Origin of the sequence: Pinibacter aurantiacus, assembly GCF_019130065.1 — a bacterium.
Lineage (GTDB): Bacteria > Bacteroidota > Bacteroidia > Chitinophagales > Chitinophagaceae > Pinibacter > Pinibacter aurantiacus.
On sequence record NZ_JAHSPG010000003.1, the window covers coordinates 36,652 to 62,609 of the forward strand.

At 40.3% G+C, this 25,958-nt stretch carries 24 protein-coding genes; 16 read left to right on the forward strand and 8 right to left on the reverse strand.

Annotation, left to right across the window (positions count from 1 at the left end; all coding sequences use genetic code 11):
• Positions 1 to 277: 277 nt before the first annotated feature.
• Entirely contained in the window at positions 278 to 3,328 is a 3,051-nt protein-coding gene (locus KTO63_RS05995) for a glycosyltransferase family 117 protein (protein ID WP_217790341.1), read from the reverse strand.
• Between the two features lie 336 nt (positions 3,329 to 3,664).
• On the opposite strand from KTO63_RS05995, the gene KTO63_RS06000 reads away from it, so the two are divergent.
• The 3 genes from KTO63_RS06000 to KTO63_RS06010 all read left to right on the forward strand — a co-directional run bounded on the left by KTO63_RS06000 (position 3,665) and on the right by KTO63_RS06010 (position 4,864).
• Positions 3,665 to 4,108, forward strand: coding sequence for a GNAT family N-acetyltransferase (locus KTO63_RS06000; RefSeq protein ID WP_217790342.1), 444 nt, complete (start codon positions 3,665 to 3,667; stop codon positions 4,106 to 4,108).
• A 131-nt stretch (positions 4,109 to 4,239) separates the two neighbouring features.
• Complete coding sequence (locus tag KTO63_RS06005; RefSeq protein ID WP_217790343.1) at positions 4,240 to 4,413, forward strand: hypothetical protein; 174 nt, start codon at positions 4,240 to 4,242, stop codon at positions 4,411 to 4,413.
• A gap of 70 nt (positions 4,414 to 4,483) precedes the next feature.
• Positions 4,484 to 4,864, forward strand: a complete 381-nt coding sequence (locus KTO63_RS06010) for a DUF6169 family protein (RefSeq protein ID WP_217790344.1) — start codon at positions 4,484 to 4,486, stop codon at positions 4,862 to 4,864.
• Positions 4,865 to 5,067: 203 nt separating this feature from the next.
• On the opposite strand, the gene rpsT is transcribed toward KTO63_RS06010, so the two are convergent.
• Positions 5,068 to 5,328: a 30S ribosomal protein S20 gene (gene rpsT, locus KTO63_RS06015; protein WP_217790345.1), complete on the reverse strand. Its 261-nt coding sequence runs from the start codon at positions 5,326 to 5,328 to the stop codon at positions 5,068 to 5,070.
• A 209-nt stretch (positions 5,329 to 5,537) separates the two neighbouring features.
• Between rpsT and KTO63_RS06020 the strand changes: the two genes are divergently transcribed.
• From KTO63_RS06020 to KTO63_RS06040, 5 genes are all read left to right on the forward strand, one after another.
• Positions 5,538 to 8,300: a 2-oxoglutarate dehydrogenase E1 component gene (locus tag KTO63_RS06020; protein ID WP_217790346.1), complete on the forward strand. Its 2,763-nt coding sequence runs from the start codon at positions 5,538 to 5,540 to the stop codon at positions 8,298 to 8,300.
• Between the two features lie 114 nt (positions 8,301 to 8,414).
• Positions 8,415 to 9,644, forward strand: a complete 1,230-nt coding sequence (gene odhB / locus KTO63_RS06025; protein WP_217790347.1) for a 2-oxoglutarate dehydrogenase complex dihydrolipoyllysine-residue succinyltransferase — start codon at positions 8,415 to 8,417, stop codon at positions 9,642 to 9,644.
• Positions 9,645 to 9,777: 133 nt separating this feature from the next.
• Positions 9,778 to 9,960 carry a hypothetical protein gene (locus KTO63_RS06030; RefSeq protein ID WP_217790348.1) on the forward strand — a complete coding sequence of 61 codons (183 nt, stop codon included), beginning with the start codon at positions 9,778 to 9,780 and terminating at the stop codon, positions 9,958 to 9,960.
• Positions 9,948 to 10,250, forward strand: a complete 303-nt coding sequence (locus tag KTO63_RS06035) for a type II toxin-antitoxin system RelE/ParE family toxin (protein ID WP_217790349.1) — start codon at positions 9,948 to 9,950, stop codon at positions 10,248 to 10,250. The genes KTO63_RS06030 and KTO63_RS06035 overlap by 13 nt, the downstream gene beginning before the upstream one ends.
• A gap of 17 nt (positions 10,251 to 10,267) precedes the next feature.
• Positions 10,268 to 11,446: an RsmB/NOP family class I SAM-dependent RNA methyltransferase gene (locus tag KTO63_RS06040; RefSeq protein WP_232373054.1), complete on the forward strand. Its 1,179-nt coding sequence runs from the start codon at positions 10,268 to 10,270 to the stop codon at positions 11,444 to 11,446.
• A 97-nt stretch (positions 11,447 to 11,543) separates the two neighbouring features.
• Here KTO63_RS06040 and KTO63_RS06045 read toward each other — a convergent pair whose 3' ends face one another.
• The 4 genes from KTO63_RS06045 to KTO63_RS06060 form a co-directional block, all read right to left on the reverse strand.
• Positions 11,544 to 12,383: a hypothetical protein gene (locus KTO63_RS06045; protein WP_217790350.1), complete on the reverse strand. Its 840-nt coding sequence runs from the start codon at positions 12,381 to 12,383 to the stop codon at positions 11,544 to 11,546.
• A 92-nt stretch (positions 12,384 to 12,475) separates the two neighbouring features.
• Positions 12,476 to 13,582, reverse strand: coding sequence for a tRNA 2-thiouridine(34) synthase MnmA (gene mnmA, locus KTO63_RS06050; protein WP_217790351.1), 1,107 nt, complete (start codon positions 13,580 to 13,582; stop codon positions 12,476 to 12,478).
• Between the two features lie 100 nt (positions 13,583 to 13,682).
• Positions 13,683 to 14,663 carry a GSCFA domain-containing protein gene (locus KTO63_RS06055; RefSeq protein WP_217790352.1) on the reverse strand — a complete coding sequence of 327 codons (981 nt, stop codon included), beginning with the start codon at positions 14,661 to 14,663 and terminating at the stop codon, positions 13,683 to 13,685.
• Positions 14,664 to 14,844: 181 nt separating this feature from the next.
• Positions 14,845 to 15,717: a hydroxymethylglutaryl-CoA lyase gene (locus tag KTO63_RS06060; protein WP_317195744.1), complete on the reverse strand. Its 873-nt coding sequence runs from the start codon at positions 15,715 to 15,717 to the stop codon at positions 14,845 to 14,847.
• A 196-nt stretch (positions 15,718 to 15,913) separates the two neighbouring features.
• On the opposite strand from KTO63_RS06060, the gene KTO63_RS06065 reads away from it, so the two are divergent.
• The 8 genes from KTO63_RS06065 (at position 15,914) to KTO63_RS06100 (ending at position 24,499) form a co-directional block, all read left to right on the forward strand.
• On the forward strand, positions 15,914 to 16,780 hold the full coding sequence (locus KTO63_RS06065) for a hypothetical protein (protein ID WP_217790353.1): 867 nt from the start codon (positions 15,914 to 15,916) through the stop codon (positions 16,778 to 16,780).
• Between the two features lie 200 nt (positions 16,781 to 16,980).
• Positions 16,981 to 17,598, forward strand: a complete 618-nt coding sequence (locus KTO63_RS06070) for an L-threonylcarbamoyladenylate synthase (protein ID WP_232373055.1) — start codon at positions 16,981 to 16,983, stop codon at positions 17,596 to 17,598.
• Between the two features lie 11 nt (positions 17,599 to 17,609).
• Positions 17,610 to 18,617, forward strand: coding sequence for a glycosyltransferase family 9 protein (locus KTO63_RS06075; protein ID WP_217790354.1), 1,008 nt, complete (start codon positions 17,610 to 17,612; stop codon positions 18,615 to 18,617).
• Positions 18,618 to 18,764: 147 nt separating this feature from the next.
• Entirely contained in the window at positions 18,765 to 20,204 is a 1,440-nt protein-coding gene (locus KTO63_RS06080) for a CCA tRNA nucleotidyltransferase (protein ID WP_217790355.1), read from the forward strand.
• A 177-nt stretch (positions 20,205 to 20,381) separates the two neighbouring features.
• Positions 20,382 to 20,951: a plasmid pRiA4b ORF-3 family protein gene (locus KTO63_RS06085; protein WP_217790356.1), complete on the forward strand. Its 570-nt coding sequence runs from the start codon at positions 20,382 to 20,384 to the stop codon at positions 20,949 to 20,951.
• Positions 20,952 to 21,142: 191 nt separating this feature from the next.
• Complete coding sequence (miaA, locus tag KTO63_RS06090) at positions 21,143 to 22,024, forward strand: tRNA (adenosine(37)-N6)-dimethylallyltransferase MiaA (RefSeq protein ID WP_317195748.1); 882 nt, start codon at positions 21,143 to 21,145, stop codon at positions 22,022 to 22,024.
• 16 nt (positions 22,025 to 22,040) lie between these two features.
• Positions 22,041 to 22,898, forward strand: a complete 858-nt coding sequence (locus tag KTO63_RS06095) for a toxin-antitoxin system YwqK family antitoxin (RefSeq protein WP_217790357.1) — start codon at positions 22,041 to 22,043, stop codon at positions 22,896 to 22,898.
• 245 nt (positions 22,899 to 23,143) lie between these two features.
• Positions 23,144 to 24,499: a GH1 family beta-glucosidase gene (locus KTO63_RS06100; protein WP_317195745.1), complete on the forward strand. Its 1,356-nt coding sequence runs from the start codon at positions 23,144 to 23,146 to the stop codon at positions 24,497 to 24,499.
• Positions 24,500 to 24,585: 86 nt separating this feature from the next.
• Here the strand turns inward: KTO63_RS06100 and KTO63_RS06105 are convergent, their stop codons facing one another.
• Complete coding sequence (locus tag KTO63_RS06105; RefSeq protein WP_217790358.1) at positions 24,586 to 25,242, reverse strand: rhomboid family intramembrane serine protease; 657 nt, start codon at positions 25,240 to 25,242, stop codon at positions 24,586 to 24,588.
• 189 nt (positions 25,243 to 25,431) lie between these two features.
• The gene (locus KTO63_RS06110; RefSeq protein ID WP_217790359.1) at positions 25,432 to 25,905 is read right to left on the reverse strand and encodes a 23S rRNA (pseudouridine(1915)-N(3))-methyltransferase RlmH; all 474 of its coding nucleotides are present in this window, start codon (positions 25,903 to 25,905) and stop codon (positions 25,432 to 25,434) included.
• Positions 25,906 to 25,958: the final 53 nt, after the last annotated feature.

Genomic DNA, 25,958 nt, shown 5'->3' on the forward strand with positions numbered 1-25,958 from the left:
GATAGCAATTAGTCTACTGTTTTTCTCCAATTTACAATTCGATAACATTGACTACGGTGGGTTAAAAATCTAAGTAAAAAATCAAAAGTAAAAAGTAAAAATAATGCCACGTGTTCGTGTTCCGGAGACGATCATTTTGAATTTTTAATTTTGACTTTTTAATTTATTACATAACAATTTACAATCAGTTTGGTTGAAAAACAAAAACGCTTCGCACAAGTGCGAAGCGTTTTCATTAACAGAACCGATTCTTGTTCTGTATCACATTATTGTGCCATTATTTATTAGAATCTTTAGTTTGTACGTTGGTATCATTTAAAATAACACCTGGCGTTTCCGGATTGATCTTCGGAGCATTGCCGTTATTGTACTGTGCATCCAGCATTTGCAGCATTTGCGATAACTGTTGTGCGCCTGCAATTTCCTGTCTCATTGATTCCTGTCTGCTGTCAGAAAGGTTTCTGTAGTAGCTCATCTGCTGATCGAAATCTTTGTGAAGTGCTTTAGAAACATGATCCGCCAATTCTTTGTAACCCGCTTTGTAGCAAGCTTCTAAGAATTTGAAAGTAAAGTAATTGTGTCTGTTGTTGGAGCTTACCATTGCGTAAGGCATGTTTTCTTCAAGAATGCCTTTGTCAGCTTTGTCCAGCACTTTTTTAGCAATGTCTTTATTTCCCTGGTCAGCAGCCGCCGCAGCAGCTTCTGCGTATGCCATACGGATAGTATTCAAATGCAGACGGTTTGTTTCGTCGAAATAAACACCTTTGATATCGGCACTGCCAAATCCAAATTTGTTCATCAGTTTGTCGATCATCCAGTCAACATTCACACCTGTGTTATTTTTTACAGGCACCAAACGATATGTCAAACCATCCTTGCGAACGAAATTACCGAAGCCCAACTCCTGTGCAGAGTACGCAGCTGTAAAGCAGATCGGACGTTTCCATTTGTTTGCCGCAATAATGTTAAGAATAGCGATATCATTTTTCATGATATAATTCTTAGCCTCAGGTATATCTATCATCAAATCAGTTACAGTATCTGTAGGATTTACCGTTCCGTTTGCACGTACAACTGCCTCATCCGCCGGAACGCGGAATTTCTTGGTTGGCATTACGTTCAATCTGTCTCCACCCTGCATTTGAACCTGCATGTTAGGATCATCGCTACCCACTACGTTTTTCATTACATCATACAGATCGTAGTAGTTATTTGGGTTTACATTCTTTTGAGGATTGTAAACAATGTAATCACGGTTACGGCCCTGGATTTGCTCCGGAGTTAGGATCACATCGATCGGTGCGCTTTCGTTCACTTTGTAGCGCAATTGGTTGATATACCAGTCGATACCCAACAAGCTGTTATTAATTACACGAATGTCAGGACGGATATGCTCAACTTCCTGAGCGTACCATAATGGATAAGTATCATTATCGCCGTAAGTAAACAGAATTGCGTTTGGAGGACAGCTTTCGAGGTAATCTTTAGCCAAATCTCTCGCCAACACCTTTTTGCTACGATCGTGGTCATCCCACTCCTGGTTGCCCATAATTACAGGCACTGCCAGGAAGCACAAACCTGCAGCAACATAATTAGAAGTTGACAGCGCCATTTTCCTGTTCAGCCATTCTGCCACCTGCACTACACCTAAACCGATCCAGAATGCATATGCGTAGAATGACCCGGCATAAGCGTAGTCACGCTCACGTGGCTGATTTCCCGCCTGGTTCAAATAAAGAACAATTGCAAAACCTGTGAAGAAGAATAACAATCCTACTACAAGGAAGTCTTTTTTGTCTTTTCTATATTGGAAATAAGCACCAATCAACCCAAGAATTAATGGAAGGAAGAAAAGCTTGTTGTTTGCTTTATTATTCTTGATGCTGTCCGGCAATGTAGATTGGTCGCCAAGACGCATGTTATCAAGAAAAGAAATACCGGAGATCCAGTTACCGTCACGAACATTGCCTGGCGCAAAACCTTCGATATCGTTTTGTCTTCCTGCAAAGTTCCACATAAAGTAACGCAGGTACATCCAGTTAACCTGGTAACCAACAAAGAAATTGATGTTGTTAGCCATCGTTGGTTTTTCACCCTGCTCCAATCCCAACCAGTCTTTATAGAACTGAGCATGTCCCTGATCGTTGCTGGCATCCCAAACACGAGGGAAAAGCATCATGTCATCGGAGCTGTACACAGGTTTTACATCTTTACCTATCTCTTCATATTTGTCCTTACCTTTTGTGTACTTCATTGATGTTTCCTTGTAATCAGTTGGAGTGGCGGTAAACACCTGTCCATAAAGCAAAGGAAAATCACCATACTGATCACGGCCAAGATATCCTACCAATGAGTTAGGGTTATCTACGTTGTACATATCAACCGCCGGATTAGCGTTCGAACGAATCATCGTTGTCAGATAACTTGAGTAACCCAGCAACATGAAAATGAAGCACCAGATACCTAAACGAAGGAATGTATAATTGTTCTTGTTTGCATAACGGAGTAAAACAAAGAATACAACCGCCAGTAAAATAAAGAAGAAAACGAAACCTGAGAAGAATGGCAAATGGAATCCATTTACGAACCAGATGTCGAACATACCCGCCCATTTAACGGAGTATTGAATTACCACCAATTGAACAAAGCCCGTTACAGCACAACCAATAATAAAGGCCCAGAAAGTGCCCCATGGAGTTGCATTATAACGTTTGAAGTAATAGATCATGACAATAGCAGGAATTGTCAACAATCCCAGCAAGTGAACACCTATCGAAAGCCCCATCATAAAGAATATGAAAAGAATCCACTTGTCAGAATTCGGTTCATCTGCGCTATGCTCCCATTTAAGCATGGCCCAAAAAACCAACGCTGTAAATAAAGACGACATCGCGTACACCTCACCTTCTACAGCACTGAACCAAAATGAATCACTGAAAGTATATGCCAAGGCGCCTACAACACCTGCACTCATTGTTATGAACAATTGCTGAGCGTTTAGTTCAGCAGCACCTTTTAAAAATATTTTTCTAGCAAAGTGGGTTATACTCCAGAATAAGAAAAGAATGGTAAAACCACTGCTGAGAGCACTCATAATGTTTACGGCTTTCGCGGGATTGCTACCGCCAAAAACAACTACAAATAATCTGCCCAGCATAACAAAAAGAGGCGCCCCGGGCGGGTGAGGGATTTGCATTTTAAATACACTGGAAATAAATTCACCGCAATCCCATAAGCTGGCAGTAGCTTCCATTGTCATCAGATAGACAGCGCAGGCAACCACGCACACAATCCATCCAACAATGTTGTTCACTTTGTTAAAAGTCATAAATCGTTCTTTTTTTAAACCGGGCAAACCTACAAGAATTTTGAACACACAATCACTATAATGTTCTAAAAATGAGGCTTCCTGCTCAAATAGTTTAGGTATTTTAATTAATAAAGGGTAAATATAATGGTTGCAAACAAAATTGGAGGGCCGTACTTCCCTTTTAACGTTAATTTTTTAAAAATAAGCTTTGAAATTTGTCATGAGAAGCCTAACATTATACTTTGTTTCAGATCTTTCCATTCAATATCTCCTACTAGTAAACCCCATCCAAGGTCCGGTTTTTGAAAAACCATATCTTCACAGTATCCGTAAACATCAATTTCTATTACTATTATGAACATCCGGGAAGCTAATATAAACGATATCGCAGGCATGCATAGGGTAAGAATGGCAGTTAAGGAAAATGTACTGGACAACCCAAACCTGGTTACACACGAAGATTATGTCAGATTTATAACTGTGGGTGGAAAAGGCTGGGTTTGTGAGTTGGAAAACGAAATAATCGGTTTTTCGATAATCTCCAAAAGTGATCCCAATGTCTGGGCTTTATTTGTTGACCCATCCTACGAAGGCAAAGGAATCGGAAAAAGATTGCATGACCTAATGCTACATTGGGGGTTTGAGCAATCGCACCGAACCATTTGGCTGAGCACCATGCCCGGAACACGAGCCGAAAATTTTTACAGAAAATCTGGCTGGAGAGATGCCGGCTTGCTAAAAACGGGGGAAATTAAGTTTGAAATGTCGTATGCTGACTGGAAGCAAAGGCATTTGTAGGTTATAGCTGACAAATCGTTTGCTTCCTACTAGTTATCAGCAATTTATGTTTTATTGAAAGCATATTAAAACGATCTAAATCTTTTATTTAGCTAACGGCAAACAAAAATTTGATTAAATTTGTGATGTTCATGAAAAATAAAGATTCAATAACTACTTCCACAAGTTCCAAAGGGGCTTTTATCTTCAAAAAAATGATTGAAGATAAAAAGGCTATTCGTGAGCATATTCAAAAGGGGGGCAAAATTGCAGACATTAAAGAAAAGTTCAGCTTTGTTAAGCCCCTATCAATTACAGGAAAATGATGAATACGCGTTCGAGTTTGTAACTGTGTCTGGAATAAAATATAAGATTTATTTCCTTGACTATAGTTACATGTTTGCTGATTATCCCCATATTACCTGCCCTGTATATTCTTTTAACATAGATGCAATTGAAGGTAGCCCCGAGGAAGCTCAGGGTGATGCAAGAGTTGGTGCAACAGTTTCTTTTGTCATGAATCTATTTTTCAAAAAGATTGACAATGTGACTGTATACGTTTGCGACAGCATAGATGAAAGACAATATGCAAGAAAAAGAAAATTTGACCTCTGGTTTTATTCTTACAACGATGGCTCATTGATAAAAGAAGATGGGCTTGCTATTGTTGAAGGAACAGAAATTTATAATGCTATGCTTTTGCATAAACAAAATAAACAACTGACTGAAATAATCCTTGCATTTAAAGAATTGAACGAAAGAGCCGGGGACAAATAATCACAGCCTTCCAAATTATGAACTTACCAGAAAGACCAAATAATGCGTTATCATTATTTGGCTACAGGCAATAATATACCCCAATTTAGCTTGTTATATCCATCATCAACAAAAACGACAAAAAGCCTGCTGCATAAACAACAGGCTTCTAATATATTGATTAAAAAGAAGTTCGATTTATTGAGAAAAACCTTCTAATCCAATTAAGCAGTAGCTAAAGCATTTGACTTTTTAGCCAATTTGCTTTTCAGGTTAGCTGCTTTGTTTTTATGGATAACGCCACGTTTAGCTAATTTGTCGATCATAGCTGCAACGGTTGGAAGGCTTTCATCAAAAGCTTTTTTCTCCTTGTTCTCTTTCAAATCACGGATAGCGTTACGGGTAGTTTTACCATGATAACGGTTTCTGTCTCTGCGTTTTGCTGCCTGACGCACATCTTTTTTGGTAGCTTTATGATTAGCCATTATTCGAAAATTTTAGGACGGCAAAGGTAAGACGCTATTCTTTGTCTGCCAAATTTTATTGAAAAAAATATATCTGCGCTTTCAATTGACAAAAATCAGCATTTTTCGCGGTCATTTTCTCTATACTTCAAAAATTTAGTTATATCGTGGGAGTATTTCCCGATATTTGCGTACCAATTTTTTGGCTTCCATATAAAGTTACTATTCCCATGAAGGATTTTCAGTACATAACCAGCTCCTCTCCGGCCTACATTGAAAGTTTATATCAGGATTTTGTAAAGAACCCAAATGATGTAGATCCGGAATTTAAGATGTTTTTTGAAGGTTTTGATTTCGCAGTTTCTAACAACGCAACCAACGGCAACGGCTCAGCAGCAGTCGCTCCGACAGAAAACGGAACCGCAGTTAGCGGTATCGACTGGAAAAAGGAAATCGGCGCTTATCGCATGATTTTAGGTTACCGCAATAAAGGTCACCTGATTGCTACGACAAATCCGATTCGCCCACGCATTGACCGCGGCGCAAATCTTACACTTGAATTTTACGGATTCACAGAGGCAGATCTGGATTCCAAATTTTACGCCGGTAACTTTATCGGATTGGGTCAGGCTACACTTAGGGATATCCGCAATTACGTGCAAAAGGCCTATGCCGGCAATGTAGGTATTGAGTTTAAATACATTAGCGATCAGGCAAAAGTTGATTTCCTGTACAATGAAATGGAAAAGAAATTCAACCAGCCCCTTCCAATCGAAAAAAGAAAACGCATCCTTGAGAAACTGAACCAGGGTGTAATCTTCGAAAAATTCCTTCACACAAAATATGTTGGCCAAAAACGTTTCTCGCTGGAAGGTGGTGAAACAACTATTCCAGCGCTGGATGCTATCATTAATACCGGAGCAGACTATGGTGTACAGGAAGTTGTGATCGGCATGGCTCACCGCGGTCGTTTGAACGTGCTGGCAAATACATTGGGAAAAACTTACGAGCAAATTTTCAGCGAGTTTGAAGGAAAATCTGTTCCTGATCAAACAATGGGAAGCGGTGACGTAAAATATCACCTTGGCTTCCGCGCAGAACATTCAACTCCGGATGGCAAAAAAGTGAACCTTCAGCTTTGCCCTAACCCTTCTCACCTTGAAGCCGTTGACCCTGTGGTTATCGGTTTTTCGAGAAGTAAGGCAGACGTAATATACAATAGCGACTACGATAAAATACTTCCAATCCTTATTCATGGTGACGCTTCAGTAGCGGGTCAGGGTATTGTTTACGAAGTATTGCAAATGAGCGAACTGGATGGTTATTATGTTGGTGGAACTATTCACTACGTAATCAACAACCAGATCGGTTTCACAACTGATTTCAACGATGCAAGAAGCTCTGACTATTGTACGAGCCTTGCAGCAACGGTTCACGCACCGGTTTTCCACGTAAATGGCGACGATGCCGAGGCTGTTGTAAAATGTGCAGAAATTGCAACACGTTACCGCCAGGAGTTTAATTGCGACGTTTTCATTGACATGGTTTGCTATCGCAGACACGGTCACAACGAAGGCGACGATCCAAAATACACACAACCGAAATTGTATGCTTTGATTGAAAAGCATGCTAACCCTCGTGAAGTGTACACTCAGTTCCTGATACAAAACGGCGAATCCGATGCCCAGGACCTTGCAAAGGAAATGGAGAAAAAATTCTGGGCCGACCTGCAGGAGCGCCTGGATGACATCAAGCAAAATCCTTTGCCTTACTCATATCAGAAACCGGAGCTCTGGTGGAAAGACCTGCGCAAAGCAACTGCTGCAGACTTTGAAAAATCTCCGGCAACAGGTATCAACGAAGCTGATTTCAAAAAAGTTTTCGATGCTATAATGACTTTGCCTTCCAATTTCAAACCACTTCGTAAAGTGGAGAAATTGCTACAGGATAAAGTGAAATTGTTTACTGACGAAGGAAAACTAGACTGGGCCTCTGCTGAGCTGATGGCTTATGGTAGTTTGCTCTTGGAAGGAAATGATGTGCGTATGAGCGGACAAGACGTTCGCCGCGGTACATTCTCTCACCGTCATGCGGTTTTGAGAGACGAAGAAAACGACCAGGCTTACAACAGACTTAGTCAAATTCCTGATGCAAAAGGTCTGTTCAGAATATACAATTCATTGCTGAGCGAATATGGTGTGTTAGGTTTTGAATATGGTTACTCTGTTGCGAATCCTAAAGCTTTGGTGCTGTGGGAAGCGCAGTTTGGCGACTTCAGTAACGGAGCTCAAACAATGATCGACCAGTTCATCAGCGCTGCCGAAACGAAATGGCAACAGATGAGCGGCCTGGTAATGTTATTGCCACACGGTTATGAAGGCCAGGGACCAGAGCACAGTAGTGCGAGACTGGAGCGTTACCTGCAACAGTGTGCTGAACTGAACATGATTGTTACCAACATTACCACTGCAGCTAACTTATTCCACGCATTGCGTCGCCAGCAAACATGGCCTATAAGAAAGCCAATGATCAACTTCTCACCAAAAGCGAATCTGCGTTTACCAGCCGCTTATTCTGATAAAAAGGAATTTGCTACGGGCACAACATTTAAAGAAGTGATCGACGATGCTTTTGTAGGTGAAGCGAGCGATGTGAAAAAAGTATTGTTCTGTTCTGGAAAAGTATATTACGATCTTGCAGAGCGTCAGCAAAAAGAAAACAGGAAAGATGTTGCAATCATTCGTTTGGAACAATTGTATCCTTTGCCTGCTGCTCAACTGGAAGCTCTTTATAAAAAATACGCAAAAGCAACATGGTTCTGGGTTCAGGAAGAGCCGTTGAACATGGGTGCGGCTTCATTCCTGCAAATGAACCTGAAGTCTATTAACTACGGTGTAATCAGCAGACAGCCAAGTGCGGCTACTGCTACGGGTTATGCTAAAGTACATGCTCAGGAACAAGCAGAAATAATCGAAACAGCATTTTCTATTTAGTGGTCGGCAATTGTGAATTGTCAATCGTCAATTCGGTTGTCATTATTCACGATTCACGTTTCACCATTCACGCAACATAACGGGATAAATCCCCATCAATAAAAAACGCATCGAATGATTGATATTAAAGTACCAACAGTAGGTGAATCTATCAGTGAAGTAACGCTGGTAAAATGGCTAAAGAAGGACGGAGAATATGTAGACAGAGATGAAGTAATTGCAGAGCTTGAAAGTGAAAAAGCAACTTTTGAAGTGAATGCAGAACAAGCCGGAGCCCTGAAAACAAAAGCAACAGAAGGCGACACGCTAAAAATTGGTGATGTACTTTGCCAAATTGATGAATCTGCTCCAAAACCAGAAGGAAAAGCCGCTCCTGCAGCAGCAGTACAAGCTCCTAAAAAAGAAGAAACAAAAGCTGCGCCTGCCGCTCAACAAGCGCCTGTTACAGCTATTTCAAATGATATTAAAGCAACTCCTGTTGCCTCAGCAATTATCGCCGATAAAAAAGTTGACCCATCTTCCATTCACGCATCAGGTACAGGTGGAAAGATCCTGAAAAATGATGTATTGGATGCGTTGAATAATCCGGGACGTCGCCCAGGTGCTACTGCATTTACACGTGAAGAGAAACGTGAAAAAATGAGCAACCTGCGCAAAACAGTTTCCCGCCGTCTGGTTGAAGCAAAGAATACAACCGCGATGCTAACCACTTTCAATGAAGTGGACATGACAAACATCATGGCGATCCGCGCTCAGAACAAAGACAAGTTCAAAGAAAAACATGGTGTTAACCTTGGTTTCATGAGCTTCTTTACAAAAGCTGTTTGCTATGCATTGCAAGAGTGGCCGGCTGTAAATGCTTACATCGATGGGGATTCTATTATTTACCACGACTATTGCGACGTTTCCATAGCAGTGTCTGCGCCTAAAGGCCTTGTAGTTCCGGTTATCCGCAACGCTGAAAGCCTTGATATGGCTGGCATTGAGAAGAAAGTAGTGGAACTTGCTACAAAAGCTCGTGATAACAAATTGAGCATGGAAGAAATGCAGGGTGGTACATTTACCATTACAAATGGTGGTGTATTCGGATCGCTGATGAGTACTCCAATCATTAATATTCCACAGTCTGCGATTCTGGGTATGCACAAAATTCAGGACAGACCAATGGCGATCAATGGCAAAGTAGAGATCAGACCAATGATGTATCTCGCATTGAGCTACGATCACCGTATTATTGACGGTCGCGAGTCTGTGAGCTTCCTGGTAAGAGTAAAAGAATTGCTTGAAAAACCAGAATTGCTTTTATTTGGTAAAGATCCGGTGAAAGCCCTTTTGGAACTTTAAGAAAAGTTTTTGGTTGATAGTTGTTAGCAATAACATTGTTATCGATATAAAAGGCAGAATAGTTCTTCTATTCTGCCTTTATTGTAAATATTAGCTGATATCGTTACATTTGTATTAATCAACAAGGAAAGTTATGTTAACAAAAGCACAAGTGTTTAGTACAGTGGAGCAACTTCCTGAAGAGTTTTCTATCGATCAACTTATAGACAAATTGTTGTTTATTGAAAAAGTGGAGAAGGGTTTACAACAATCTCAAAACGGCGAGGTGAATACAAAAGAACAAGCAAAGGAAAAACTGTCTAAATGGTTGAAGTAAAATGGACGAATTTTGCCCTTGAAAATTTGAATGATATCGGCGATTATATAGAACACGACAGTCCAAAATATGCAGAGATAGTTGTCAACAAATTATTTGGGGCAACAGATGTTTTAGAACATCAACCTAATTTGGGCAGAGTTGTCCCAGAGTTTTCTAAAGAGTACATAAGGGAGCTTATCTGTGGCAGCTATAGAATTATTTATGCTATTCTAAATGAAAAAAGAATAGATATCCTCATAGTACAACATTCGGCCAGGCTATTGACTTCTTTACGACCATCTGAATAAATTTCGAACACTTACGCTTGAAAATCTTCGAACATCATTTACGCAACGCTTCAGAGTTAATCAACCAGTACAAGGGAACTATTCCCTTTAGTGCATGGATCAAAAATTATTTTAAGGAGCATAAGAAGTTTGGCTCTAAAGACAGAAAGCAAATTTCCCATTTATGCTATTGCTACTTCAGATTGGGCAAGGCTTTGACAAATCTTGCGGTAGATGAAAAAATCCTTGCAGGTTTGTTTCTTACAAGCAGTGGTTCAAATGATTTTCTCAATTACTTTAAGCCAAGTTGGAGCGAACAGATAACACTTCCACTAGAAAAAAAGTTACATTTCGTTGCAAATGAATTTCACGTTTCAGAAAAAAATATTATCGCTGAGATATTTTCATGGCAGAATGAATTAAGCGAAGGCATTGCTGCTGCCGCATTCAGCAAATCTCATTTAATTCAACCTGATGTTTTTTTACGATTAAGGCCGGGAAACGAAAATAAGGTTACCAGTAAACTCAATGCAGCAGAAATTCCATTTAACTCAATCGCTCCAAATACGTTATCCGTTTCAAGCGCTGTAAAAATTGATGAGGCTATTCAGCTGAACAAAGAAGCGGTAATACAGGATCTTAATTCGCAAAATGTAGCTTCTTTTTTTAAGGAAATCAACTTCGAAAAGAAGATCATCAATGTGTGGGATTGCTGTGCTGCAAGTGGTGGCAAGTCGATTATGTTTTACGACTACAACAAAAATATCAACCTAACGGTATCAGATATTCGAAATAGCATTCTGGCCAATTTGCACGAACGCTTTAAAGATGCCGGTATTGCAAAGTATCGATCATTCGTTCTTGATCTTTCCAATCTTAATACAAAACCACCTGCCAAAAACTTCGACCTAATTATTGCAGATGTGCCTTGCTCTGGCAGTGGCACCTGGGGAAGAACGCCGGAGCAACTGTCATTTTTTACGACGGAAAAAATTGATCATTATGTAAAGCTGCAAACTAATATTACCGCAAATGTTGTTGGGGCGCTGGCTGATGGCGGTTATTTTCTTTATATCACCTGCTCTGTTTTCGAAAAAGAAAATGAGGCTGCCGTAAAACGTTTGGAGGAAAAGGGGTTAACATTGATAAAAAGGCAAGTACTTGAGGGGTATGATAAGAAAGCGGATACAATGTTTGCGGCTTTGCTGAGGAAATAAGACCCAGACTTTACCACAAAGGCACTGAGGCCACTAAGTTTCACTAAGGGTTGTATAGGTACTATTTACCAAAGATTGGAAACTTTAGTATAACTTTTTAATTATGATCAATTAATTGCAATTGAATTCCAAAACCTACATAGTAACCATCGGGATTTGTTGGGCTAGCGGGCTGATGTTCCCATAGTTCCAGTTTCTTATAGATCAAGCCTACATTTTTCGCATATTTTTCTGCTGAAAAGGCTCTTGTTGCAAAGTCATTCACGTTTGTGGGTGTCTGATTATCCTCGAGTAAGTTTGTGGAAGCGTCTTCCTGGCTTACAGTAACCACATTATCGTAATTCTTGCCGTTTATTGTTTCGCTCTCTCCTACTCCTGTATATGTGTAATCCCAATCGCCCATTCCACCATCTACGGTAAAATTAAATGACGATTGCACCGGAAGGGCCTCTGAATAAGGAAAAGCAGGAAGATAACTATTTCCCTTCCACGTCAAGTTCAACGCGACAGGTAGTTTAAGCGACTGATATTTAAAATTGTAAAAATCGATGGTCTCAAGCGTCTGTTTTGTTGGAACCATATAATATTCGCCCATGAGCTTCCAATCAGTATCGCTTGTGCTTGACGAAGGACGAATGTAACGGATCAATCGATAAGCTACTCTGCTGAGGTTATCCGTCAGGGTATCATCCACCACATCTTTCAACTGATATTGTGTCTGAACTTTTTGCGAGTTGTAATAATTGGTAGAATCCAACAAATAAATCCAGTATTTGCCCTTTTGGAGAGGCATGTAGTCGCTCAGCGGGTCGCTCCTGTAATTGTCCGTTTTTGAGCAAGCCACAAAAACCATTGTTATACAGGCAATTACAATCAGCCATTGAACTCTGCTGCTTATGCTGAACTTGTTTGTTTCCTGAAACGATTGATTGATCACTATTAATTATTTAAGTACTACCTCTATAGATGCAAGAAAATAAAAACCGGTTGTATAACCGGTTTTTGAACGTTTTAAATATAGAAATATTGTTAAAGAATAGCGCTCCTTTGAATAATACCTCCCCCGATAACATCGTCGCCGTCGTAAAATACAGCGCTCTGGCCGGGTGCGATACCTTTGGCGTTTTCGTAAAAGCGAACTGTTACGCCATTATTATCATTATTGTAAAGATTGCTAAGGCTTCCTTTATCCTTATAACGGATCTTAGTGATCGCTTCCATTCCGTCGGTAACAGCATCGTATTTCATCCAATTGATCTTAGCGACGTTCATTTCCGGTCTTTCCAGGTCAATTTCATCACCCAACACCACCGTATTGGTTTCAGGACGTATTTCTGTTACAAAAACCGGTTTACCGAGCGCAATGTCAAGTCCCTTGCGCTGACCGATCGTATAAAAAGGGTAGCCTTTATGTTTTCCAAGTATTTTGCCTGATTTGTCGACAAAAAAGCCTCCGCTAACTTTCTCCTCTAATCCATCTACCTTCTTTTTCAGGAAGTTGCGATAATCATTATCAGGTACAAAACATATTTCGTAGCTCTCAGCCTTTTTTGCCAGTTCAGGATAACCGAAATCTGCCGCCATCTGGCGAATTTCTGTTTTCCGATACTTTCCTAGGGGCAACAATGTGCGGCTCAAAAGGTCCTGCTGCAGTCCCCAAAGCACGTAGCTCTGATCTTTCAGTTCATCCAAACCTTTGCTCACGTAGTATCTGCCGTTGGTGTGCTGGTGAATATTACCATAGTGACCTGTTGCAATAAACTCACAATCAAGCGCATCGGCTCTTTTTAGCAATGCACGCCACTTAATATGTGTATTGCACATCACACATGGGTTTGGCGTACGGCCCGCCATGTATTCTTCCACAAAATTATCTATCACAAAATCGCCGAACTCCTCACGTATATCCAGTATAAAATGTGGAAAACCATGCTGTACGGCAGCCATACGGGCATCATTGAAGCTATCAAGATTGCAACAGCCCGTTTCTTTTTTCGAGGCACCGCTGGTGGCATAATCCCATGTTTTCATGGTAATGCCTACCACTTCATATCCTTCCTGGTTGAGCATCAGAGCCGTAACGGTACTATCAATACCGCCACTCATTGCAACCAGGACTTTTCCTTTACGGCTCATAATTAATTTTTAAAATGTTTGCAAAGATACACATCATTCTATTTATCGAAGAATATCTATATATCGGCAATAATCATGGGAATGTCATTTGTGGGAACAGCTATGCATTTCCCTGAAAATATTTCATTTCCTCACGTAAATCCAAAAACGGATGCTGAATACTCAGTCTTTCCGCCTTTTCAAAGTGCGATTTCAAAAATTGCTGATGCGCATTTGTCTCAGGCTGCATTGAACGATGCTTGCGGGCAATGGCTATTTGGCGAATCTCTTTCATCAAGTCTTTTGAAGCATCGGAAAAATAATATTGCACAAATTTTTCAAACACAAACTCAGTGGCAGGATAGTTCGGATGCACCATGTCTACATCGTAGAAGCGATAATCACGCAACACATCAATTACCAATTCGTAGGCAGGGAAATAATGCAAGCGGTCAAATTTATTTACCATGTGATGCACCGCCTCAAGCAGTCTCGCTTTGCTTCGGTTGTTTTCCACCACTCCATCACGGATATGCCTAACCGGGCTAATGGTAAAAATGATCTTTAGTTTTTTATTGAAATGAAACAACCTATGCATCGTAGTATCCAGCGAAGTAACTGTTTCTTCTATCGAAAGTAAATGCTTGCGGAAAGTTTGCGCTGGCGCTCGGTGACAGTTTGCCACGGATTCATTGTTTTCGGCGAGCCTGTACGAAAAGGAAGAACCCAGCGTAACAATCAGCCAATCTGCATTCTTCAGGAAATCATGTGCCTTTTGCTGCGAAGCGTTTATTTGCGCTAACACATTTTGCTGATCCATTCCGGAAAAGCGCGAATGATGTTGCCAGCTTTGCCACAACTCGTTTAAATAGAAAAGATCATCTGCCGTGTATTGCCTGTTCTCGATATAACTTACCAGGCTTTTGCATACACTTACAGGATCGAACAATATGCCGTTGGGATTTTGTAAAGTGTTAAATTTCAACTCTTCAAGTCTGTTGCCAATATGCTCAGTAAAGCATGAACCCATGAGCATTATATTTTCTCCATATTGTACGGGAACATCCGGAGACTTGATGTTTATGTCGAGCATGAAATCCATCCGCCTGAAAAATTAAAATTTAAAAGGCAAAAGTAAAACGAATTAATAATTAACAATTAATAATTAATATTTCGCCTCTCTAAGACATTGGCCGATCATCTCTTCTTACATCAAAACCACTAACCTTGACAGAGCTACGATCTCGCAAGAAGGCTACCCTTTAATTATTCATTATTAATAATTAATTCGAAAACACGCTGTCGGCCAATGCCAGGCTCTGTTGCAGCGCTTTTTTGTTAATTCCCGTTGTAATGTTTTTGCTTTCCAGATAGTTAATGATCCATTCCATGTCCATGTTTCCTACCAGATCATCATTTGCCATTGGGCAGCCACCAATACCTTTTAGTGCGCCATCAACGCGATAACAACCTGCATTCAGCGCTGCTTCCAGTTTTTCTTTTCTGTTAAGGGACGTGGAATGCAAATGAATGCCTACCTCATATTTAGGCAACATCTTTATGACATAAGAGGTTAAATCGCTTACCTGTTGTGCAGTTGCAACGCCTACAGTGTCAGCGAGAGAAATAATTTTAATACCCAATGGTGTCAATTTGTTTATCCATTCTACAACAATGTTTTTGTTATACTCATCGCCATATGGATTACCAAAGGCCATTGAAATGTAGACTACCAGCTCTTTGCCTGCTTTCGTACAAATCTCCTGCAATTGCTTCACTGTCTCGAAAGAGTCTTCGATGGAGCTATTGGTATTACGCATTTGAAATGTAGGGGAAATAGAAAACGGGAATCCCAAATAACTGATAGAATCATATACTGCTGCTTCTTGCGCCCCACGCACATTTGCAACGATTGCCAATAACTTTGTTTTTGAATTGCTCGTATCAATTTGCCTAACCACCTCTTTCGCATCTGCCATTTGCGGAATGGCTTTGGCAGAAACAAAGCTTGTAAAGTCAAGCGTATCGAACCCTACTTTCAAAAGACTATTGATGTATTCAACTTTTATTGAGGTAGGAATAAAATTTTTCCAGCCCTGCATGGCATCTCGAGGGCACTCTATTAATTTTATTTTCGTAAGATTATTCTGTTGCACTTTATGCTATTGAAACTATTCTAAGTATTTGTTCTTTACTCACTGAAAATACAAAATTCCCTGAAACTGAGGCAGTAAGGACATTTCACATAAAAAACTTCTTCACACAGGCAACCCGTATCCTTCATTCGCCGTATTCATTGTTAGTTACCCGCGAAAGCTTCCAATCAAATTTTACCATTAAAATTATCTTTCAATGAAACGAGTATTTCATCATGCTACCGGCATGTCCGCAGTTTTGTGCATTGCAATGTTGTTTGCAGCATGTTCAAAAGACAGTAACGACAATAACAATAACAACAACACCAAAAAACCTTCTGTCCAAATTATTGATAACCCTCAATTTGGAAAAATCCTGGCCGATAGTAATGGTAGAACTTTGTACGTTTTTGCACCAGACGTTAGTGGTCAATCTGCCTGTACCGGTGCTTGCCTTGTTACGTGGCCCCTATTTAATGTGAAAAATCCATCTGTTTCACAGGGCATTGGCAATAATGATATTGAGGACATTGACCGTACAGACGGTGAAGACCAACTTACCTACAAAGGCTGGCCCCTGTACTATTATGTAAGCGACACAAAGCAAGGCGATGTTAAAGGAGATGGCTTGAATGGCCTTTGGTTCGTGGCTAAACCAGACTACTCGCTTATGGTTGCGAAGGCACAACTCGTGGGTGACGATGGCAAAAACTACAAACACGACTATACAGAAGGAACAGAAGCAACCGTGTACATTGTAGACAGCCTGGGTCGTACTATATATGCTTTCACTCCGGACAAGTTCAACAAAAACAATTACACCAAATCTGATTTTAGCAACGACCCTCTTTGGCCAATCTTCCAGGTTTCATCCGTACAAAGTCTGCCATCATTATTATCAAAAGCAGATTTCGGTTCCATTGATGTGTTTGGCAAGAAACAACTCACATTTAAAGGATGGCCGTTATATTATTTCGGTAATGACGGAGCGGGCAGCAGAGGTGTAAACAAAGGAATAAGTTTCCCTGCACCCGGCATATGGCCAATTGTAAACAACAGTTCAGCTACAGCACCACAACCATAGTATCCTAGCCGAATTCCAGTATACATTAGCTTTTCCATTTAAAGTCTGAGCAGCTGATCGAGAGATTAGCTGCTCTTTTTTTGGGGAGGGACGGAACGCAGATTTTCATGATTGTCATGATTTGTTATGATTTAAGATTTGAAACCATTGTACTTGTTGGTTTCATGTCACAAATTTCAAATCAAAAAATCCCTCTGATCATGACAATCATGAAAATCAGCGTTCCTTCTCTATCTTTGCCCCCAATGGAAAATTTCGATGACGATATAGAAAAATGCCTCGATGTACTAAGATCGGGCGGAACTATTTTGTACCCTACAGATACGGTTTGGGGGCTCGGCTGCGATGCAACTGATCCTGTTGCTGTAGATAAAATATTCGAAGTGAAACAGCGTCCTGCATCTTCAAGCATGATCATTCTGCTGGCAGATGAGCGGGACATCCTGAAATATGTTGCCGGCATTGACTTGCAGGTATTCGATTATTTAGCAAGTGTAACAAAACCTACCACCGTAATTTACCCCGGCGCCATTGGCCTTGCAGATAATGTTATCAACAAAGATGGCAGTATTGGAATACGATTGGTGAAAGATGAATTTTGTAAACACCTGATCAAACGCTTTCGCAAACCGATCGTTTCAACGTCTGCGAATATTTCCGGACAGCCGACACCAGCGAAGTTTGCAGATATTGATGAGCGCATAAAAAACAATGTCGACTATGTAGTAAAATATAGACAACATGAAACTGCCGAAGCTGCTGCCTCTGCGATTGTAAAATGGAACGGTGTGAATGATATTACTATTATAAGAAAATAAAAAGACGAACATTGCCGCAACAATTCTTAGTTATACAAACCGCATTTATTGGAGACGTAGTTTTGGCTACCGGAATCATTGAAAAACTACATGCTTATTTCCCTGACGCCTCTATTGATTTTTTGGTAAGAAAGGGAAATGAAGGTTTACTGAAAGGTCATCCCTTCATCAGAGAAACATTGGTTTGGAACAAGAAAGAAGGAAAGCTTCGCAACCTGAAAAAAATGTTGCACATCATCCAGTCAAAAAAATACGACAAGGTGATAAACGTTCAGCGCTATGCTGCAACCGGCATTCTCACTGCGTTTTCAGGCGCCAAAGAAAAAATCGGCTACGATAAAAACCCTCTCAGTTTTTTATTTACTACAAAGGTTAAACATATTTTCAGCGATGCACAACATCCCATTCACGAGATTGATCGCTGCAATGATCTGATAAAACATTTTACGGACGATAAAGTTTTTAAGCCAAGACTTTATCCAACTGCAGAAGATGAAAATGCAGTAGCTCAGCATAAACAAGGCGAATACATTTGTGTGGCGCCGGCTTCTGTGTGGTTCACCAAACAATTTCCTGCAGTAAAATGGATAAGTTTTTTGCAAAAAATCCCAAAGCACATTCAGGTTTACCTTTTGGGAGCTCCTTCTGATAAAGGCTTGTGCGAAGAAATCATTAATGGCTGCCCGTCTGTAAAAATCACCGACTTAAGTGGCAAACTAAGTTTTCTTCAATCAGCGGCCTTAATGAAAGGTTCTATAATGAACTATGTAAACGACTCGGCACCTATGCATTTTGCATCTTCTGTAAATGCGCCTGTTGCTGCGGTCTATTGCTCCACTGTTCCATATTTTGGTTTCGGGCCGCTCTCCGACAAAAAAATCATCATAGAAGTTGAGGAAAAACTCACCTGCCGTCCTTGTGGTATACACGGCTTCAAAGCCTGCCCCTTAAAGCATTTTAAATGTGCTATGGATATAAGGGATGAGCAATTACTTAGGGAGTTGAGAGTGGAGAGTTGAGAGTGGAGAGTTGCTTGGAAGGACTGATTTATTTGCACTTCAGCTTTTCTAATGCAACCGACTCAAAACTCATTACTCATAACTCAGAACCCAAAACTCTCAACTCTCAACTCTCAATTCTCAATTAACTTTATCTTTGTCCCATCTATGTATATCAATTGCTCGGAAAAAGAATTATTTGTTTTTAAAAAAATTGCACACGCCGCTAAGGACCTGCAAACGCCTTGCTATATCATTGGCGGCTTTGTAAGGGATAAAATTATTGGCAGAAAAACAAAGGATGCTGACATTGTTTGCGTAGGAGATGGCATTGATCTGGCACATAAAGTATCGGAAAGATTCAATCCTAAACCACAGGTTGCTTTCTTCAAAACCTATGGCACTGCGCAGATCAAGCTTGATAATTTTGAAATAGAATTTGTTGGTGCCCGCAAGGAAAGCTACAAATATCACAGCCGCAATCCGGATGTTCAGCCAGGTACTTTAAAAGATGATCAGGACAGAAGAGATTTTACCATTAATGCACTGGCCGTAAGTTTGAACGATGAGGACTACGGTGAAATCATTGATCCGTTCAATGGATTGCGTGATCTTCAAAACAAAATAATCAAAACACCGCTCAATCCTGATGCTACATTCAGCGATGATCCATTGCGAATGATGCGTGCGATTCGTTTCGCTTCACAGCTGAATTTTCAAATTGCGGAAGAAACGCTACAAGGCATTAAAAATAATGTTGAGCGCATTCGTATAATTACGCAAGAGCGCATAACCGACGAACTCAATAAAATTTTAGCGAGCAACAAACCATCCATTGGTTTTGATCTGCTTTATCAAACAGGCTTGCTGCACATCATCTTCCCTCAAATGGTAGATCTGGCAGGTGCTGAATATATTGACGGCAAAGGGCACAAAGACAATTTTTATCACACTTTACAAGTAGTTGACAATATCTCCCATAACACAAATGACTTATGGTTGCGATGGGCGGCAGTGCTCCATGATATCGCGAAGCCTGCAACTAAGAAATTTGAACAGGGCCACGGCTGGACCTTTCATGGCCACGAAGTTGTAGGAGGCAGAATGGTGCCGAAAATTTTCACCAAATTAAAATTGCCTCAAAACGAAAAGATGCGTTTTGTACGCAAAATGGTAGAACTTCATTTAAGGCCCATCAGTTTAACAAAAGAGAATATCACGGACTCCGCTATTCGCCGTTTGTTATTTGATGCGGGAGATGATATCGAGTCTTTGATGATATTGTGCGAAGCGGATATTACATCTAAGAACAAACAAAAAGTAAAACGCTATCTCGATAATTTCGAATTGGTACGCAACCGATTACAACAGGTAGAAGAAAGCGACAGAATCCGCAACTGGCAACCACCTATCACGGGTGAAATGATTATGGAAACTTTCAATTTACGACCAGGCCGTGAAGTAGGCATTATAAAAGATGCAATAAAAGATGCTATTTTAGACGGAGAAATCGAAAACACTTACGATGCGGCACATTCTTTTATGATAAAAAAAGCAAATGAAATAGGCATAACGCTAAATGCAGAACGCGGAACGCAGAACGCCTAACGCGTAACGCAAAGAGCAGAGTTCCTGCATTCACCAGCATGCGTTCAGCGTTAAGCATTCTGCATTAAGCGTTACGCGTTTAACGTTTGACATTTAGCATTTAGCTTTTCACTATTTTGTTTTATTTTGGGCGGGCAAACGAACGATTTTTTGATATTGAATTAATTTTTAGAAATCATGGCTGTTTTAAAATTCAGGATCTATTTCGAAGAAGATGATAGCATTTACAGAGACGTTGTAGTGAAGCACAAACAAACTTTTTTGGAGCTTCACCAGGTGATATTAAAAGCCTATGAATTTGACAGTAAACACCAGGCTACTTTTTATCGCAGCAATGATCACTGGCAAAGAGGAAGAGAAATTTCTCTTGAAAAATACAATAAGCCTTACAAGGCTGAGCCATTATTAATGGACGCTACCCTAATTGGTACAGAGATTTTTGACCCTAATCAAAAATTTATTTACGTATACGATTTTGCGAAGAACTGGACATTCCTGGTTGAGTTGATCAATGTTTCCAAAGAAGAAAACGCTAAACTCACCTACCCTGTTGTTATCAGAACGGAAGGCATTGGACCATCCCAATATGGCACCAAAGGAATCGGCGGAGATAAACTTACAGAGATCGAAGAAAAATATGACCTTACGAAAGGCGCGGAAGGTTTTGGAGAAGAAGGAGAAGATGATGATACAGATTCAGACTCCAACGAAGAAGAAGAAAGCACCGAAGAAACCGATGATTTTTAGAGAAGATGCGTTGCATCTCAAAAATTACCACTGAGGCACTAACGACACTAAGTTTCACTAAGGAATTCTCTTTAAGAAACTTAGTGTCAATATCTCTCCTAAACCAAAGAATTAGGTATCCGAAAGATTTCTAACTTCTAATTCCTAACTTCTAATTCCTAATTTCTATTCTACCTCACACCGTCATCGTAATCGTTGGGCCAACGGCTGTTGGAAAAACTTCTTTGGCTATTCACCTGGCAAAAAAGTGTGACACGCCAATTATTTCTGCGGACTCGCGCCAGTGTTTTAATGAAATGAATATCGGTGTGGCGAAACCAACTTTGCAACAATTAGAGGAGGTAAAACATTATTTTATCAACTCACACTCTATACATGATGAAGTAAATGCCGCTGTTTTTGAAGAATATGCCCTCGCCAAAGCGAAGGACATATTTATTACAAAAAATACTACTATAATGGTAGGCGGCACGGGTCTGTATATAGAAGCCTTTTGCGAAGGCATGGATGAGATTCCAAAAATTTCTCCTGAAGTACGAGAAGCCATCATACAATCATTTGAGCAGAAAGGACTTGAATGGTTGCAAAGTGAAGTACAAGAAAAAGACCCTGAATACTTTGCAACCGGCGAGCAACACAATCCTCAGCGTCTTATGCGTGCGCTGGAAGTGGTGCTATCTACCGGAAGATCAATCAGAAGTTTTCAATCAAACATCAAAAAAGAAAGACCTTTTAACATTGTTAAGATTGGTTTACAACTACCTCGTGAAATTCTCTACAGCCAAATCAATACACGTGTTGATGAAATGATGAACGATGGCTTGCTTGAAGAAGCCTCATCATTATTTTCACAAAGAAATTTGAACGCTTTGCAAACTGTTGGCTACTCTGAGTTGTTTGAATACATGGAAGGGAAAACAACATTAGAAAAAGCAACAGAACTCATTAAGCAGAACACAAGACGCTACGCGAAAAGACAAATTACCTGGTTTTCCAGAGACGCAGCCATTCAATGGTTTGCACCCACAAACATCAGCAACATAGAAGATTACGTTTCCAATATCCCGCGATAACAAAAGCAGGCCATATATGAAACACATTACTTACACTTGTGTAATGCTGCTTTGCATTACACCGTGTGTTGCCAACGATTCAACGATTGCAAGCTCTGATACTTCCACTCAGCCTCACCCGGAATTAATCAGGCAGGTTAAAAGCACCTCTGTATTTCAGGATGAAATTGCAGATAATCACCGCTATATTATTAATGAAATTGCCAGTTCCGAAAGCTCAGCAAACATCCGGTTTCACGGTCATTTCAAAAATCGAAAACTAAATGGCACCTGGAACAGCTGGTACGATTCAGGCATTATCTGCGACTCGGGAAGTTTTAAAAACAATATTCCGGATGGCGTCTGGAAAGTGTGGTATCCCAACGGAAACATGCGCTACCTAAGAACTTACAACGCTTTTCGTTACAGCATGGTCCTTAACGAATTTGCAAGAAAGGATGGCAGACAAATCAGCTATCCATTAACTACACTTGCGAAGAAGGATATGCCGGCTGCATTCAGACAACTTACTTCTTACTACTCATTCAATATATCCGGCAATCCTTCAGAAAGAATTTTTCTTCCGGCATTGGTGCAGCAGAATATTAGCTCTCCTTCATACAAACCTCCATTCTTTTCATGCCTTCAACACGGCTTGTACATGAACTATTTTGAAGATGGCACCGTGCAGGATTCGGGCTATTACACCAACGGCATGCGCAATGGCGTGTGGTTGCTAACCATTGAAGAAAATGGAAGAAGAATGACATCTGTTGGCAATTATGATAACGGCGTTAAAACAAGAGAATGGAAATGGTATGATGCAAATGGAAGCCTGGTGAGACTTAGCATTTACAATAGACGAGGCAAATTGATGTTCGAAAAAGATTATTGAGAAAGAACGCAGATTTTCATGATTGTCATGATTTGTTATGATTATTGATTTGAAATTTGAGATTTGAAATTCAGATCGATGAGCCGCTGTATTGAAACTTATATCAAATTTCAAATCATGAAAATCATGACAATCATGAAAATCAGCGTTCTCCCTCCGGAAAACATAACAATATGTTCATACATCTTTCGTACATTGTTCTTTACGATTTTATGCTAACGTAAAATCAAAACCTTAGTGAAGACGTGACTACAAACAAAATACCTTTCCGCTTAAAAGATTTTGGAGAAAACTTTATTTGGGGTGTGGCAATGGCTGCGACTCAAAATGAAGGCGCTTATAATGAGGATGGCCGCGGCCCTTCTATCTGGGATAATTTTGCCCGCAGGCAGGGAAAGATCAAAGGCGCTGCAAAACCTTACGTAGCCTGCGATTTTTACCACCGTTATAAAGACGACCTATTGCTGGCAAAAGCGCTTGGCTTCAAAGCTTTTCGATTTTCCATTTCATGGTCCAGAATATTTCCCGAAGGCACAGGCAAACCTAATAAAGAAGGCGTTGCATTTTATCATAAAGTAATTGATGAATGTCTTAAGCTGGACATGGATCCGTTTGTAACGTTGTACCACTGGGACCTTCCCGCTGCTTTGGAAAAGGAAGGCGGATGGACAAGTCACCATATGAACAAATGGTTCAATCGTTATGCTACTTTTTGCGCAACGGAATATGGCGATAAAGTAAAAAAATGGATCGTACTGAATGAGCCGTTTGGCTTTACCATGCTGGGCTATATGATCGGCAAACATGCGCCGGGTAAAACGGGCGTTAACAATTTTCTTAAAGCTGTTCACCACGCTGCAATGGCGCAGGCAGATGGCGGCCGCATTCTGCGCAGCGAAGTTTCCAAAGCATATATTGGCACTACCTTCTCCTGCTCGCAAGTCATTCCGTTAAGTGACTCAAAAGAAGACAAAGCGGCTGCACTTAAAACAGACATTTTACTCAACAGGTTATTCATTGAACCATTGCTCGGCAAAGGTTATCCGAAAGATGATTTTGCATTGCTGGAAAAATTAGAACTGGCCAATACTGCATGGAAATACACCGACAAGCTTAGATTTGACATGGATTTCATTGGACTGCAAAATTATTTTCCCGTTGTTGTAAAACATAATCCATTTATTCCAATTGTAAATGCTTCTGAAGTAAAAGCCGTTACACGCAAAGTTCCACACACAGCAATGGGTTGGGAAATAAATGCAAATGGTTTTTATAACATCATTAAACAGTTTTGGAAATATGGTGCCATCAAGGAAATCATTATTTCGGAAAATGGTGCCGCATTCAACGATGTTGTTAAAGACGGTGCAATTGCCGATCAACAACGTATTGACTATTTCCAAAGCCATTTGCAAGCCGTGCTGAAAGCAAAGAAAGAAGGCATCAATGTTAAAGGCTATATGGCATGGACCTTAATGGACAATTTTGAATGGTCCGAAGGCTACAATCCAAGATTCGGCTTGATACACGTAGATTTCAAAACGCAGTTGCGCACAATAAAAGATTCGGGGTATTGGTTCAGGGATTTGCTTACGCAGTAGCGTTGTTAGTTGTTAGTTGTTAGCTGTTAGCTGTATCCAATTGAAGAACCTTTTCTAAAAACTATCAACCAACAACTAACAACTTCTTAATACCTATTCAGCACCTCATCTAAAAAGGATTTCACAACGTCGAAATTTGAAAATGCCCTGGCTGCTATGATGGTAAACAAGATGCCGAAAATGGCACCGCTTATGTGAGCGCGGTGGCCAATATTATCTCCGCCCCTTTTACCAAGCCAAATTGAGATGGCAATGAAAATAACGCCAAATATATAACCCGGTATACGAACAGGTATAAAGAGCATTGATATCGGCAGCTTGGGCTCCAGCATGATTCCTGCAAATATCACCGCACACACGGCTCCGGAAGCACCCAATGCACGATAGCTTGAATAATTTTTGTAATAGAAATAATCGGGAATCGCAGAAACGATAAGCCCCAGCACATATAGCAATATGTACATGGTAGCAGCGGAATGTCCAAATAAATGACTTTGTGTAAAAAGATATTTCTCTACATAGGTACCAAATGAGTACAGCGAAAGCATGTTGAACCCCAGGTGGATAAAATCTCCATGAACAAATCCGTATGTGAGAAAACGATAGTATTGTCGTCTGTCGTCTACTTCCGCGGGCCAGAAGAGCAGATCATTTTTTAATCGTTCGTTGCCAAAAGCTATGAACGACACGATGCAGGTAACGACAATAATGATGGTTGTTATGCTAAATGTTGTTGTTAACATGGGTTGAAAGTAAAAAGTAAAAATTCAAATGTAAAAATGGCTTTCCAAATAAAGATGCACCACGATACATTTTCACTAAAACTATTTAAAAAAGTAAGAAGTAAAAAGTAAAAATTCCCCGCCTGACCGGACGGGCAGGAAAAACAAACCCAAGCAGCGTTCAGCCTTTTTTACTTTCTAATTTTGACTTTATACATGGTGATACTTTTCATTTCTTAAAATGGTGCATGCTCTGTAGACTTGCTCTGCTAAAATCAATCTTACCAGTTGGTGGGGGAATACAAGTTGCGAAAGCGACCATTTATAATTGGCTCGCTTGGAAACAGCCTCGTCTACGCCAAATGCGCCGCCTATTAAAAAGATCACATTTTTGGTGCTTTCGTTTGCCCGTTGTTGAACAAACTCAGCAAGTTTTTCTGAAGTAAATGATTTGCCTCTTTCGTCAAGCAATACGAGGTAATCATCTTTTTGCAGCATATTCAAGATCACTTCGCCTTCTTTCCTTTTCAAATCAGTTTCAGAAAGTGTGGCTGCGTTTTTTAGAGGAGGAATGATCGTCCAGTCGGAAGGAAAATAATTGTTGATACGCTTCGTAAAATCCTCAATACCCATTTTTACGTAAGCCTCGTGTGCTTTGCCTATTGACCAGAGTTGGAGTTTCATTGTGCAGTTTCTAAGATGGATCAATTTGAAAATTTGAAAATGTGGTAATTTGA

Excerpts from the sequence above, each read along its gene's own strand:
- KTO63_RS05995 (WP_217790341.1), bottom strand. The coding sequence starts at position 3,328 with ATGACTTTTAACAAAGTGAACAACATTGTTGGATGGATTGTGTGCGTG.
- KTO63_RS06000 (WP_217790342.1), top strand. The coding sequence starts at position 3,665 with ATGAACATCCGGGAAGCTAATATAAACGATATCGCAGGCATGCATAGG.
- KTO63_RS06005 (WP_217790343.1), top strand. The coding sequence starts at position 4,240 with ATGAAAAATAAAGATTCAATAACTACTTCCACAAGTTCCAAAGGGGCT.
- KTO63_RS06010 (WP_217790344.1), top strand. The coding sequence starts at position 4,484 with ATGTTTGCTGATTATCCCCATATTACCTGCCCTGTATATTCTTTTAAC.
- rpsT (WP_217790345.1), bottom strand. The coding sequence starts at position 5,328 with ATGGCTAATCATAAAGCTACCAAAAAAGATGTGCGTCAGGCAGCAAAA.
- KTO63_RS06020 (WP_217790346.1), top strand. The coding sequence starts at position 5,538 with ATGAAGGATTTTCAGTACATAACCAGCTCCTCTCCGGCCTACATTGAA.
- odhB (WP_217790347.1), top strand. The coding sequence starts at position 8,415 with ATGATTGATATTAAAGTACCAACAGTAGGTGAATCTATCAGTGAAGTA.
- KTO63_RS06030 (WP_217790348.1), top strand. The coding sequence starts at position 9,778 with ATGTTAACAAAAGCACAAGTGTTTAGTACAGTGGAGCAACTTCCTGAA.
- KTO63_RS06035 (WP_217790349.1), top strand. The coding sequence starts at position 9,948 with ATGGTTGAAGTAAAATGGACGAATTTTGCCCTTGAAAATTTGAATGAT.
- mnmA (WP_217790351.1), bottom strand. The coding sequence starts at position 13,582 with ATGAGCCGTAAAGGAAAAGTCCTGGTTGCAATGAGTGGCGGTATTGAT.
- KTO63_RS06055 (WP_217790352.1), bottom strand. The coding sequence starts at position 14,663 with ATGGATTTCATGCTCGACATAAACATCAAGTCTCCGGATGTTCCCGTA.
- KTO63_RS06065 (WP_217790353.1), top strand. The coding sequence starts at position 15,914 with ATGAAACGAGTATTTCATCATGCTACCGGCATGTCCGCAGTTTTGTGC.
- KTO63_RS06070 (WP_232373055.1), top strand. The coding sequence starts at position 16,981 with ATGACAATCATGAAAATCAGCGTTCCTTCTCTATCTTTGCCCCCAATG.
- KTO63_RS06080 (WP_217790355.1), top strand. The coding sequence starts at position 18,765 with ATGTATATCAATTGCTCGGAAAAAGAATTATTTGTTTTTAAAAAAATT.
- KTO63_RS06085 (WP_217790356.1), top strand. The coding sequence starts at position 20,382 with ATGGCTGTTTTAAAATTCAGGATCTATTTCGAAGAAGATGATAGCATT.
- KTO63_RS06095 (WP_217790357.1), top strand. The coding sequence starts at position 22,041 with ATGAAACACATTACTTACACTTGTGTAATGCTGCTTTGCATTACACCG.
- KTO63_RS06105 (WP_217790358.1), bottom strand. The coding sequence starts at position 25,242 with ATGTTAACAACAACATTTAGCATAACAACCATCATTATTGTCGTTACC.
- KTO63_RS06110 (WP_217790359.1), bottom strand. The coding sequence starts at position 25,905 with ATGAAACTCCAACTCTGGTCAATAGGCAAAGCACACGAGGCTTACGTA.